Origin of the sequence: Paenibacillus sp. FSL R5-0701 (assembly GCF_037973995.1) — a bacterium.
Classification (GTDB): Bacteria; Bacillota; Bacilli; order Paenibacillales; family Paenibacillaceae; genus Paenibacillus.
Genome location: NZ_CP150230.1, coordinates 1,981,298 through 1,995,026, shown reverse-complemented (window position 1 = coordinate 1,995,026; position 13,729 = coordinate 1,981,298). Strand labels below are relative to the sequence as shown.

Sequence of the window (13,729 nt, the reverse complement as noted above, 5' to 3'; positions counted from 1 at the left end):
TTCACCGGATTAAACAAGTCTGAATGATTTCTTCTGAGTATCCCGACTGTTTGCACCCACAAGAATATGGAACTCGCCTCGATCACTGCGGTGACTTAAGTCGGAATGGTGATAACGAAGCTGTTCTTCGTTTAATGTAAACGTGGCTGTACCACTCTCGCCTGGCGCCAGTGCAAGCTTCACATATCCTTTCAGCTCACGCATAGGACGAACGACTTCACCCGTTACATCACGAACGTACAACTGAACGGTCTCCACGCCTGCGCGCTCACCCGTGTTCGTTACACGTACTTGAATGCTCAGGGACTCTTCGGCAGTCATCTCGTTACTTGACACTTCCAGATCACCATAAGAGAACGAAGTGTATGAGAGACCATAACCGAACGGAAGCAAAGTTTCATTTGGGCTGTCAATGTATTTGGAGACATAACGTTCTTCCGTCTTCTCCGGGTTCAGTGGACGACCTGTATTGAAATGGTTGTAATAGACCGGAATCTGACCTACGGACTGCGGGAAGGACATCGTCAGACGTGCGGATGGATTCACCACACCTGTCAGAACATCTGCGATCGCTGCTCCGCCTTCACTACCTGGGAACCAGGCTTCAAGAACAGCTTCCGATTCATCGATTACACCATGCAGATCCAATGGACGGCCGTTGAAGATAACGCTGGCAATCGGTTTTCCCGCTGCTTTGAGCTGTTTAACCAATTCCAATTGGGCTGCTGGCAGCCGAATATCCGTGCGTGAGCCACCTTCTCCACTCATCTCGGAGTCTTCACCAAGAGCAAGGACAATCAGATCTGCTTTGCTTGCCACTTCCAGGGCTTCGGCAATCTGCTCAGCTGTAATCGTATGAACATTACTGCCTTGAGCAAATTGAACTTTCCCACCCGTCAGGCGTTCTTGCAGAGCTGTTCCCAACTTGACTGCATCTTCCTTAACCCCTTCACAGGACCACCAGCCCAGAATATCAGGACTCTGTGCAAAAGGACCAATGAGGGCTACATTAGCATCAGGTTGAAGTGGAAGCACGCTGCCATTATTTTTCAACAGGACAGCCGATTTGGTTGCCAGTTCATACGATACCTGACAGTGCTCTTTGGAGAATACAATCTCACGTTCACGTTCAGGATCAGCTGCACGAAGTGGGTTATCGAACAAGCCCAGCTTTTCTTTCAGTTGCAGAATTCGCAGAACGGCTTCATCAATGAGCTTCTCATCCACTTCACCACTCTCAATCAGTTCAGGCAAATGATGCACATAACAAGGTGTCATCATCTCCATATCTACTCCTGCGCGAATGGCACGATATGCCGCTTCACGATCATCTTCTGCAGCACCATGCGCAATCATCTCGCGAATGGAAGCCCAATCCGAGATCAATACACCATCAAAGCCCCACTCGTCACGCAAAATGCCGCGCATTAACTTCTCATTGCCACTTGCCGGAATACCGTCAACCGTATTGAACGAAGTCATGACCATTTCCACGCCCGCATCCAACGCTGCTTTGTATGCTGGCAAATAGTACTCACGCAGGTTACGCTCAGACATGTCCACCGTATTGTAATCCCGACCACCCTCAGCCGCTCCATAAGCCGCAAAGTGTTTCACACAGGCTGCAAGACGATCTGGCTCATCCTTCAAGCTATCGCCCTGATATCCACGTACAAACGCAGCCGCGAACAAACTGTTCAGATAAGGATCTTCTCCTGTTGTTTCCATCACACGGCCCCAGCGTGGGTCACGAACCAGATCCACCATCGGTGCAAAGGTAACATGCAAACCGGATACAGCTGATTCACGTGCTGCAATTTCAGCACTTTTCTCAGCCAGTTCTGTGTCCCATGAACAACCGATCGCCAGTGGAATCGGGAAAATAGTTTTGAATCCATGAACTACGTCAGCCATGAACAAAAGCGGAATGCCCAAACGGCTTTTTTTCATATAAGCTTGCTGTACATCAATGATAGCCTGCGCACCGGACAATCCCAGAATGGACCCACTGGCATCCACGGACTGCTCCGTAATTCCCATCTCTTCCATTGGCCCTGTGATCTGACCTTCCACATTCGTTCCTTCATAGAAGTTGGCAGTCAACTGAAGAAGTTGTGCTGTTTTTTCCTCCAACGTCATCTGTTTCACCAGGTCTAACAACTGGTCGTTATTCATCTAATCGTATCCTCCACTATAAGTTGTTGAAATAAAGAACCCGGCTGCGTTCGGGGAGAGACCGCGCACCGGGTTCAAAATTAATTACTGAATGATTACTAGAATTTATCGTTTAGCTCATCCAGATAAGGTTGAACCAGGGACATTTTACTGTTTACCCATTCTTTCCAGTTTGCCTCTAGATCTCCGTTTTTGAGGATCAAGTTGGCATATTCATTCTGGTAGTCGAATGAAGCCTGACTCTTAGCTTTGGAATCGTACAGATTGACATCCCAATCGTATGGTGCAAGCGATTTGCCTTCTGTACCAAGTTTTGCTTTTTCTTCGAACAATTTCACGGCTCTATCACGGTAATCTTTTTTGATTGCAGGGTTTACAACACTGAAGTCGTCACCGAGCAGATACAGACCTTCGAAACGTGCTGGATATTTATCTTCCAATACCGTTCCTTCTGGCAACAAGCTAACGAGTTCGTTGTTTTCATCATACTTCCAATCTTTTCCTTCAAAGCCCATGTTGATGAGCAACTGTCCTTCTTTTGTTGCGGAGTAATCGATCAGATCCATGATCCGTTCGAATTTCTCGTCACTGATGTCTGGATTGAAGATCAATGCAGACCAGAAGTTGGCTTGCTCCATGTTACGGTATTTACCGTCATCACCTACTACGATTGCTGTGTGTACCAGTTCATCACTATCTACACCCAGATTTTTTTTCATATCGGAATCCAGACCTTGTCTGTACGAAGCCAGTCCGCCCAGACTTGTTACAGCAGCTGTACCGGTTACTTTGAAATTGTTTTGACCTTCATTGTTTTTCCATGTGTAGAACTCAGGATTGAGCAGTCCGTCTTTATAGGCTTTTTGCATCAATTTAAGTCCTGTCAGCGTTTCAGGATCTGCTGGTCCCCAGTGGAATTGGCCATCTTCACCTTTGTAGAAAGGAGAGTCAGTCATGGCATGCACACTGTTGGGCATAATCATGTTTGTCATGGCATCTGCCGCATTGTAGGACAGAGGTACAAGTTTGTTACCCACTTTGCCTGGATCTTTTTCTTTCACTAGCGCAGCATATTCGTTCAATTCGGTTGTTGTATAAGCATCTTTCAGTTCAAAACCAACCGCTTCAGCCCAGTCTTTACGAAGCGCAATGACACCAATTTGGTTCGTCAGTGGATCAGCTGGTTTGTTCTCGAAGTAGATTGGTCTAGGCAGGACATATGTTCCACCCGTCAATTCTTCCAACTTGTCTCCAAGACCCGTCAAATTGTAAGCTGCTGCGACGTTAGGCCAGCGTTCTTTCCAGTCATCCGGGAATTTGTAGAACAAACCTTGTTCAATGCTGTTAATGGCATCGCCATGTACGTAGTTCCATACCGCTACATCCGGCAAGTCGCCAGAGTTGATCCACAGACGAAGCTTCTCGCCCCATGAATCCCAATCAATATAGTTGTAGTCCCATGTTACATTGAATTTGTCTGTCCAGAACTTATGGAAGTCATTATCCAGGTTCCCGTTTTTGATTTCTGTCAGGTTAGCTACAGAGATGGTCAGGTTGTCTTTGTAATTTCCCTCTGCATCTTTTTCGTTACCACCTGAAGCTCCTTGGCTGGAACAAGCGGTCACCATCAGCATCACTACACTAAGCGTGATGGCAAAGAGAGCTCTTACTGACAACTTTTTGTTCGTTTTCATGTTTTACCCCCATGTTTTTAGTAGAATTTTATTGCAAAATCCTATACGTATATCAGGTCTTGATTGCCCCTGTTAATACCCCTTTGGCAAAGTGTTTTTGCAGCATTGGGAAGAAACACATAATTGGTACCATGGTGACAAATACGGCTGCCATCTTCATGCCCATTGAGAAGTTGCTTGCCTGGGCAGCATCCACACTGGATGCATTGGATGCATTCGTCGTAGATGTCACGATAATATTTCGGAGTACATTCTGGAGCGGTAACTGATCCGCTTTTCGAAGGAATATCATCGCATCATACCAACTGTTCCAGTAAGCCACACCGTAGAACAACGTGATTGTAGCCATAATCGGTGTAGCCAGCGGAAGAACAACAGAGAACAAAATTCTCCACTCTCCGGCTCCATCCAGTCTCGCCGATTCCATGAGTGATTCAGGCAAGGTGTAGAAGTAATTCATCATCAGAATCATGTTAAAAGCACTGAAGCTTCCCGCCAGAATGACGGACCACAGGGTACCTGTAAGATGAAGTGATTTCATGATCAGGTACAGCGGTACGATACCACCATTAAAGATCATGGTGAACAGTACCAGGAAAAAGAGAAATTTCTTAAACGGAAATTTGTTACGACTAAGCCCATATGCCATGCTTGTTGTCAGGAACAAGCTGAGTGGCAAGCCGATAACTAGCAATATAATTGTATTTTTGTACCCCGACAGAATCGTTCCGTCAGCGAACAATGCCTTGTAGGAATCCAATGTCCATTCTTTAGGGAACATCAAAAATGGATTGTCAGCATATTCTTTTTGTGTTGCAAACGAGATCATGATGACATTCCAGAACGGAATCAGGATCATCAGGGCAAGCACTAGTAATACGGCAAAAATAATGTAATCGAGAAGTGTCATTTTTTCTGTACCAATTCTCGGTTTTTTGTTAGCTTTCTTGCTCATCTCATTTTTCCTCCTCTCTTATCGGAACAAACCGTCTCCGCCAAGCCACTTGGCAAATCTGTCAGCAAGAAGCAGCAAGGCCATATTCACCAGGGAACGGAACAAGCTGACCGCTGTCGAGAATGAGAAATCGGTAGATGACTGGAACGTAATCCGATAGATATATACATCGAGTACTTCCGATACATTTTTGGTAGCGGCATTTGCCAAGTTGAAGATCTGATCAAATCCGGAAGACATCAATCCACCAACCGAGAGAATAAACATGATTGTGATGGTTGGAAGGATGTTCGGTAAAGTAATTTTGAACATCTGTTGCATACGGGATGCCCCGTCAATCTGTGCTGATTCATACTGATCCTGATCAATACCGGAAATGGCAGCCAGGAATATAATCGCGCCCCATCCACTTGATTTCCAAATATCAGTCAACAGCAACATGGGTACAAAATTGGATTCAGACCCCAGGAAGTTAATCGTTGGCAATCCGAGTAGTCCGAGCGCGCTGTTTACCAGTCCGTCATATGCCAGCACATTGATGACTACCCCGGATACGATGATCCAGGACAGGAAGTGTGGGAACGTAAGAACGGTTTGGAACAATTTTTTTCCTCTGCGCATCCGCAATTCATTCAGCAACAGCGCCAGAATGATCGGGAATGGGAACTGAATAATCAGTTTCAGAATATTGATGTACAGCGTACGCCATACTGCGTCGATAAAGGTTGGATCACGGAAAACATATTTGAAGTTCTCGAATCCGCTCCATGGACTTCCCCAGATGCCCAGATTGGCCTTGTAATCTTTGAATGCCAGAGACAGGCCACCCATCGGCATGTAGGCAAACAGAATTAGCCAGACAAGCCCCGGAATAAGCAGGGTGTATGTCATTCGGTGCTTCCAGATTTCAGTCCAGAGCGAATTGCCCTTCACGTTTCCCTTCAGCTTTTTGCTAGGTCCTTCGGCTGCAGGTTTCACATTGCATCTCCTCACTCTACTATGGTCTTGTCGTTGTACAGAAAATCAAACATCGTTCTCAGGTGGTGCTCCCAAAATCTCCATTCATGAGCCCCCGGCGTCTCCACATACCGAAAATCAAAGGCAGTCCCCTGCATGTATCTCGCATAGTCGCGATTCATCTCTACGAAGGGGTCACTATCGCCACAGCAACTGAGGATATCCGGTAAAGGAACACCCTGTTCCAGCAGCTTGGCCGACAGTGCGTAAATATCCTGATCGGCTTTTACCTGTAAACGTTCTCCAAAAACCGCTTTCATTTCCTTGATCATGGTCGCTGGCATATGAGGATCACGAAGTCGTGTCTGGATATCCGTTACGCCGGATAGGGACACTACTTTGCGATATCGCTCTGGATAAGTTAGTCCACATTTCAGTGCACCATATCCACCCATGGATAAACCGGCGACGTATGTTTTCTCCGGATCAGGATTCAGATTGAGCAGACGCTTGCATATTTCAGGTAACTCCTGAGTGATGTAGTGGAAGTAATTCAGGCCGTATTCCATATCGGTGTAATAGCTACGATTCGCTTCCGGCATAATGATCGTACAGCCATATTGCGCTGCATACATCTCAATTGTGGTTAACCGCTGCCAGGTACTCGCATTATCGCCTGCCCCATGCAACAGATATAGTGTACCGCCTGAAGTCTCTCCGGAGTCACTGGACACAACATGTATGCTGGTATTCATGCATAAGGTTGGCGATCCAGTTTCGATCGTTATATGTGCCATAAATGTAACCCCTCTCATCATCGCCTGCTGTCTTTACTCATTCGTTTCTCTGGCGTTGGATTGCAGGCTGTTGTAGATTCCCTTGTATTACGATGGGTTATCGAAACGATTTTCTCGAATCGTTTCAAAACATAGCCAACGTTGATCCACATGGACTTCATTACAACACTTTTAATGTGGAAGCGATTTCTTCGAATCGTTTCGAATAAATCATAAGCCCGATGAGTAAATCCTGTCAATAACCTTTTTACAAATTTCGCGTTTTTTTCTCGAAAAAATGCTATTTTAAGTCTAAATCTGCGTCCAAAGACACTATTATTACGAAAAAATGAAAATTTAGTAAGTGCGATTACAACTTTAATTGACACCAAACCAGGTTTATACTAACATGGGTTCTGATTTTGCATTCGAATTACGGAAACGTTTCACCAACCGATTTTACTCAGGTTTCACCTGATATTAGGGAGGTTAATATGTCTGAACAACTCAAAGGTTTCATTCATACGATTACGGAGCAACAATTGAATGTTTTTTCCATTCGCATATTACAAAAAGGGCATCTGCTTGCCCATTGGGACCGGGATAAGGACCAGCGCAGGGTACAACATTCCATCAGTAAATCCTTCACGTGTATGGCCGTTGGTCTTGCGCTTGAAGAAGGTCTGTTACATCTGGATGCGACACTTGGTGATTATTTCTCTTATGATCATGTACCCGTTGCACAGCACAAACTCCCATCGCCGCAAGAATTAAAATTGCGTGATCTTCTCCGAATGTCTTCGGGCCATGACTCTCCCCCTCTTTGGGCTGATGAACGAGCTTCATTGACTGAAAAGGACTGGGCGAAATATTACATGTCGCTGCCTCTGGACCGGTTACCTGGAGAACAATTTACATATAGCAGCGGGGATACATTTATGATCTCAGCCATGCTACAGGCTGCTACCGGTCAAACCGTGAAAGATTACCTGACTCCACGGTTATTTGATCCGCTTGGCATCCATGAAGTAGAGTGGGAAACCTCTCCATTGGGGGTAACACTTGGCTGTGCAGGTCTTTGGATAAGCAATGAGGAACTGAGTCGATTTGGACAGTTACTGCTGCAGGAGGGGCTTTGGGAAGGCACACAGCTTGTACCTGCGGATTGGATCAGACAGGCTACGTCCCAGCAGATCGAAACGACTGGAGACGGTGATTGGGGAAAAGGTTATGGGTATCAGTTCTGGATGTGTTCTCATGGCGCTTACCGCGCCGATGGAGCCTATGGTCAATTGTGTATTGTAATTCCCTCTAAGGAAGCTGTCATATGTATTAACAGTGAGGAAGAAAATATGCAAGGCATCCTGAATGCCGTTTGGAATGCGGTTTTACCCCTTTACACCAAGGGTTAGTCTACGTATCTTATCTTATTTAAATTTGCAATTATGCCATCCGATTGAGAATAAAACAAAAAAACGCCACGGGGTCAATGGACCCCATGACGTTATTTCTTATCCGTGCTGTGGAAGCTGAGTCATTTCATCTAAACATTGTGCGCATATGTAACGCTCTTTGAACTCGTTGACTTCCTCGATGGATCCGCAGAAAATACATTTTGGACGATATCTCTCCAAGATAATATGGTCCCCTTGTACTAAGATTTCTACAGGATCTCCCTCATTCATTTGATACCTTTTACGCAAAGATTTAGGCAATACGATCCTACCTAATTGGTCAACTTTGCGAACTACTCCAGCTGGCTTCATAGCTACGGCACACCTCTCCTATCTTACTCTAAATTTCTAGGTACATTTGTACTATGTTTATAGATTCGCCAAGATTTTGTCGAATCCTGCTGGAAATAAACATTTTTTGTCCTTTTTTTTGAAAAATGTTTTTTTTTCGAATTCTAGCCGTCATTTATAACCTGAATTTATCCTTCTAACCCTGGGAAATTGAGCTGGCGCAACGCTTCATATACAATAATTGCTGCCGAATTGGATAGATTTAATGATCTAACGTCACCAGTCATTGGCATTTTCATACATGTATCGGGATTCGCAGCAATTAATTCAGGTGGCAGGCCTTTAGTCTCTTTACCAAAAACAAGGAAATCTCCATCCTGAAAATTAAAATCACTGTATCGGTTTTTCGCCTTCGTAGTTGCGTAGAAGAAACGACCTTCCGGAAATTTTTCCTGAACCTCAGCGAATGAGTCGTGGTATTCAATATGAACAGCATGCCAGTAGTCCAGCCCTGCACGCTTCAATGTAGCATCATCTGTTCGAAATCCAAGTGGACGTACGAGATGCAGATGGGTACCGGTTGCCGCACAAGTACGAGAAATATTGCCTGTGTTCGCCGGAATTTCTGGTTCAACCAGAACGATGTGTAAAGCCATATGTGTTCAATCTCCTTTTCATTTTCATGTTGACGACAACCCTCTAATCTTAAAGAAAAGCCCTCCACACGTCAATGTGGAAGGCTCTGGTAAGGCACAGGATTAGACACAAAGGTCCATTACACCGTACCTATACTTAATTATCCATTTGTCTTCTGGAAGTGGCTCATGAAGTCTGTCAGTGCCTTAACGCTCTCATAAGGAGCAGCATTATAAATGGAGGCACGGAGACCACCCACACTGCGATGTCCTTTCAGACCTACAAATCCTTCTTCCTCCGAAGCCTTGATGAACTTTTTCTCCAGTTCCTCAGAAGCAAGACGGAAGGTTACATTCATGAGGGAACGATCCTCTGTTTCCACACAACCACGGTAGAAATCGCCTGAAGCGTCAATTGTGTTATAGAGCAATTCCGCTTTTTTCGTATTTTTTTGCTCAATACCAGCCAGTCCGCCCTGTTCTTCAATCCATTTCAATACTTCATTCACCATATATACCGAGAAGGATGGCGGCGTATTGTACAGGGAATTGTTATCTACATGTGTGCTGTAACGAAGCATGGTTGGAATCGTTTTAGGCGATTCGCTCACCAGTTCCTCACGGGCAATGACAACCGTAATTCCGGATGGACCCAGGTTCTTCTGCGCACCCGCGTAGATCATGCCGAACTGATTAAGATCAAATGGTTTACAGAAAATATCACTCGACATGTCCGCAATCAGAGGTACTGAACCGGTATCCGGGAACGATTTGAATTGCGTACCTTCGATCGTTTCGTTGGAAGTCAGATGTACATAAGCCGTACGTTCGGGCAAACTCAGATTCGAAACATCCGGCAATTTCATGAACTTCTCTGCTTCTGAAGATGCAGCAACATGCGTCTCGCCGATCAACTTCGCCTCAGACAGAGCCTTTTTGGCCCAGCTGCCAGTCATCACGTAACTTGCAGTCTGCCCTGCACCGAGCAGGTTCATTGGTAACATCGCGAACTGAGTGCTTGCACCGCCCTGCAGAAAGAGAACCTTGTATCCTTTTGGATTGCCTAGAAGCGACAACAACCGCTCCTGAGCTTCATTATGTACAGACTCATACACCGCTCCACGGTGAGACATCTCCATAATCGACATGCCTGTATTACGAAAATCTACAAACTCCGCCTGTGCACGCTCCAGTACCTCAAGTGGTAACGCCGCAGGTCCTGCATTAAAGTTATACGCTCTTTTTGTCACAAAATCCCCCGCCCTTTCCATCCGTAACTCTGACATACAAACAGCATTTTGCACAATTCGATTAGAATCGCTCACGGGTATAAGAGTTGGACAGGAAGAAGCATCCTGATCCAACCAACGTATAGACAAATTGAATCATTTTGATCTATATCTTACTTATTGAAAGTCGCTCTATGGATTTGTGCAAAATGCACTCAAAGTAAATATTATCGCTATGATATCAGTATTCTCTATCTGCTTCAAGGGCAATATGCACTGAAGTGTTGAATTCAGGTCATCAAATTCCTTTATCACCCTGCAAAGTTAAAGCACTACATTGTTTAATTCAAGGAAAAGCCTCCGAGAGCGTGTCCCGGAGGCTTTAAGTTGGAACAAGAACTGTTCCGACCCCGACCGATTAGCAGTCGAAGTAAAGGCTGTACTCGTGCGGATGAATGCGGATCGCTACTGCTTTTGCTTCATCACGTTTGAGGTTGATGTAGTTTTCAATGAATTCTTTTGTGAATACGCCGCCTTCAGTCAAGAACTCGTTATCAGCTGCCAATGCATCAAGTGCTTCTTCGAGGGAAGCTGGCACACTGCGGATGTTTTCTTTATCTGCATCAGACAGGTCATAGATGTTTTTATCGAGCGGACCATATCCAAGCTCAGTTGGGTTGATTTTGCGTTTGATTCCATCCAGACCAGCCATCAGCATTGCGGAGAATGCCAGGTACGGGTTAGCTGTGGAGTCAGGTGTACGGAACTCGATACGACAACCTTTTGGTGTCACAGCTGCAACCGGAATACGAACTGCCGCGGAACGGTTACCTTTGGAGTAAACCAGGTTTACTGGTGCTTCGTAACCAGGTACAAGACGTTTGAATGAGTTTGTACTAGGGTTAGTCAAAGCGATCAGTGCCGGAGCATGGTACAGGATACCTCCGATGTAGTGCAGAGCCATTTCACTCAGGTTAGCATATCCCGCTTTGTCATAGAACAATGGGGAATCGCCATCAAAGATAGATTGGTGAACGTGCATTCCGCTACCATTATCACCGAACAATGGTTTTGGCATGAATGTTGCTACTTTACCATATTGACGTGCAGTGTTGTGCACGATGTATTTGTATGCAAGCAGGTTATCTGCTGTTTTCTTCAGTGTATCAAAACGGAAGTTGATTTCGGCTTGACCCGCTGTCGCCACTTCATGGTGATGACGCTCGATCGACAGGCCTGCTTCTTCCAAAAGGCGACACATTTCGCTACGAATATCTTGCTGTGTATCCACTGGCGCTACTGGAACATATCCACCTTTAGTGCGAACTTTGAAGCCCAGGTTTCCGCCTTCTTCTTTACGGTTGGTGTTCCATGAGGCTTCTTCGGAATCTACATAGTAGGAAGAGCTGTTCGTGCCACTCTCATAACGTACATCGTCGAAGATGAAGAACTCGGATTCAGGTGCGAAGAATGCCGCTGTACCTACACCGCTCTCTTGCAAATAAGCTTCTGCTTTAACAGCGATGCTGCGTGGGTCACGCTCATAACGCTCGCCATCCGGAGTGAAGATATCACACATAACATTCAATGTAGGGTGTGCAGTGAACGGATCGACATAAGTCGCTTCAGGGTCTGGCATCATAACCATATCAGACTCTTCAATTCCGCGGAAACCTTGGATCGAAGAACCGTCAAAAGCTACTCCATTTACGAACGTGTCTGCATCAACAGCCGAAGCTGGCAACGAGATGTGATGTGCACGACCAGCTAAATCTACAAAACGAAAATCTACCCACTCGATGTTATTCTCTTGAATTGATTTCAATACGTTTTCAACCGACATGTATTCGTCCTCCCAAATATTCCGAACATTAAACAACCCCACTAAGAAAATGTCTAAATTCGAATTTTTTTCTGTCGTCATTATAAATTTTAAAACATGACATCGTCAATACTTATGTAAGGTATTTTTTGAAGGTATGTTAGATATACTCACATTTTATAAATAACTTAAATTCATATAACAACTACATTTATATATATTTAACTGGTTTAATGCGGTAAAGCGACCTCTATTTTAACCTAAATCATGGGAAAAACTTCACATCATAAATGTTTCTTATCACCATTGATTAATAAATACGTTCAAAACTGCAAATTATGCAAAAAACCGAGCATCTATCTGATTCCGTCGCAATGAACGAGACCAGATGAGATGCCCGGATGATGATCCAGACCTTGATTATGAAATTCTTATTACACGCCTACACGTGCCGGGAAAAATTCTGCCGGTTGTTTGGCTGTGCTGAATGATTTACCCACGATTGGTGCCAATTTCTCCAAATCCTGCAACAGGTTAGCGAATTGATCAGGGAACAGGGATTGCACACCATCTCCTGTCATGGAGTTATCCGGATCGGTATGCATTTCAATGATCAAGCCATTGGCACCCGCAGCAACGGAAGCTTTTGTCATCGGTTCCACCAGTTCACGTCGTCCAGTACCATGGCTCGGGTCAGAAATAACCGGCAAATGGCTCAGAGACTGTAGAACAGGGATCGCTGACAGATCCAGCGTATTCCGTGTGTAGGATTCAAACGTACGAATACCACGCTCACACAGCATAACATTTGGGTTACCACCCGCAAGAATGTATTCAGCCGCATTCAACAACTCATCGTATGTCGCACTGAAGCCACGTTTCAACAATACCGGCTTGCCACACTCACCCAATTTGCGGAGCAGGTCAAAGTTCTGCATGTTACGTGTACCTACTTGCAGAATATCTGCGTACTCGGCGCAAATATCCACATACTCAGGTGTCATGACTTCTGTAATGGTCAGCAGATCATGTTTCTTGCCTGCTTCCGCCATCATGATCAATCCTTCTACACCCGTTCCCTGGAAGCTGTAAGGACCCGTACGAGGCTTAAATGCACCACCACGTAACACTTGCCCACCAGCAGCTTTCACAAGCCCTGCAATCTCATCAATCTGTGCAGCGGATTCAACCGCACATGGTCCGCCCATGACAACAAGTTCTTTTCCGCCGATATCTACACCTTTGATGGAGATCACCGTATCTTCCGGATGGAAGTCGCGGCTTGCCAATTTGTAGGACTTCGAGATTTTCACGACATTCTCGACACCTTTCATTTGGCGAAGATGCTCTTGCATTTTAGGTTCAACTTTACCAATCAAACCAATGATAGTACGATCCTCTCCGCGAGAGATATGCACCTGAAGCCCTTCTTTTTCAATAACTGAAACGATATCCTGAATCTGTTCCTCCGGTGTAGCCTTGCCTGCAATAACGATCATATTAATTCCCATCCTTCCTTGTATGAGAGCACAATCATTTCTTAACGTGCGTCTGATTAAATATAAGAACTCTGTCGCGCTTAAACGCTTGTTCGCTTTTAAGCTTTTATCCGTTAAAGTGAATATACCATAGTTCTCTTATTGCGTCAAGGTACACATTCCTTATCCATATACAAAAAGAACCCTGCTCCACAGGCTCCGACATTCGGATCTGCGTAACAGGATTCTTCTCATTCACATCT

Annotated in this window: 11 protein-coding genes; 1 reads left to right on the top strand and 10 read right to left on the bottom strand. The window is 45.1% G+C overall.

What is annotated here, in order from left to right; genetic code table 11:
• Positions 1-9 precede the first annotated feature (9 nt).
• The 5 genes from bglX to MKZ13_RS09365 form a co-directional block, all read right to left on the bottom strand.
• Positions 10-2,175: a beta-glucosidase BglX gene (gene bglX / locus MKZ13_RS09385; protein WP_339183537.1), complete on the bottom strand. Its 2,166-nt coding sequence runs from the start codon at positions 2,173-2,175 to the stop codon at positions 10-12.
• 98 nt (positions 2,176-2,273) lie between these two features.
• Positions 2,274-3,869, bottom strand: a complete 1,596-nt coding sequence (locus MKZ13_RS09380; protein ID WP_307538221.1) for an ABC transporter substrate-binding protein — start codon at positions 3,867-3,869, stop codon at positions 2,274-2,276.
• 52 nt (positions 3,870-3,921) lie between these two features.
• Positions 3,922-4,824, bottom strand: a complete 903-nt coding sequence (locus MKZ13_RS09375; RefSeq protein WP_076209164.1) for a carbohydrate ABC transporter permease — start codon at positions 4,822-4,824, stop codon at positions 3,922-3,924.
• A gap of 18 nt (positions 4,825-4,842) precedes the next feature.
• Positions 4,843-5,802, bottom strand: a complete 960-nt coding sequence (locus MKZ13_RS09370) for an ABC transporter permease subunit (protein ID WP_017689585.1) — start codon at positions 5,800-5,802, stop codon at positions 4,843-4,845.
• A gap of 11 nt (positions 5,803-5,813) precedes the next feature.
• Positions 5,814-6,578 carry an alpha/beta hydrolase family protein gene (locus MKZ13_RS09365; RefSeq protein ID WP_221823013.1) on the bottom strand — a complete coding sequence of 255 codons (765 nt, stop codon included), beginning with the start codon at positions 6,576-6,578 and terminating at the stop codon, positions 5,814-5,816.
• A 473-nt stretch (positions 6,579-7,051) separates the two neighbouring features.
• On the opposite strand from MKZ13_RS09365, the gene MKZ13_RS09360 reads away from it, so the two are divergent.
• Positions 7,052-7,969, top strand: coding sequence for a serine hydrolase (locus MKZ13_RS09360; protein ID WP_221823011.1), 918 nt, complete (start codon positions 7,052-7,054; stop codon positions 7,967-7,969).
• Between the two features lie 99 nt (positions 7,970-8,068).
• Here the strand turns inward: MKZ13_RS09360 and MKZ13_RS09355 are convergent, their stop codons facing one another.
• From MKZ13_RS09355 to aroF, 5 genes are all read right to left on the bottom strand, one after another.
• Complete coding sequence (locus MKZ13_RS09355) at positions 8,069-8,323, bottom strand: AbrB/MazE/SpoVT family DNA-binding domain-containing protein (RefSeq protein WP_036610032.1); 255 nt, start codon at positions 8,321-8,323, stop codon at positions 8,069-8,071.
• 167 nt (positions 8,324-8,490) lie between these two features.
• Positions 8,491-8,958 (bottom strand): tRNA (uridine(34)/cytosine(34)/5-carboxymethylaminomethyluridine(34)-2'-O)-methyltransferase TrmL, encoded by a 468-nt coding sequence (gene trmL / locus MKZ13_RS09350; RefSeq protein WP_076209167.1) that lies wholly within the window; start codon positions 8,956-8,958, stop codon positions 8,491-8,493.
• 140 nt (positions 8,959-9,098) lie between these two features.
• Positions 9,099-10,187 (bottom strand): 3-phosphoserine/phosphohydroxythreonine transaminase, encoded by a 1,089-nt coding sequence (serC, locus tag MKZ13_RS09345; RefSeq protein ID WP_076209168.1) that lies wholly within the window; start codon positions 10,185-10,187, stop codon positions 9,099-9,101.
• Between the two features lie 397 nt (positions 10,188-10,584).
• On the bottom strand, positions 10,585-12,009 hold the full coding sequence (glnA, locus tag MKZ13_RS09340) for a type I glutamate--ammonia ligase (RefSeq protein ID WP_074094318.1): 1,425 nt from the start codon (positions 12,007-12,009) through the stop codon (positions 10,585-10,587).
• Between the two features lie 413 nt (positions 12,010-12,422).
• Positions 12,423-13,487, bottom strand: a complete 1,065-nt coding sequence (aroF, locus tag MKZ13_RS09335; protein WP_221823004.1) for a 3-deoxy-7-phosphoheptulonate synthase — start codon at positions 13,485-13,487, stop codon at positions 12,423-12,425.
• Between the last annotated feature and the right edge of the window lie 242 nt (positions 13,488-13,729).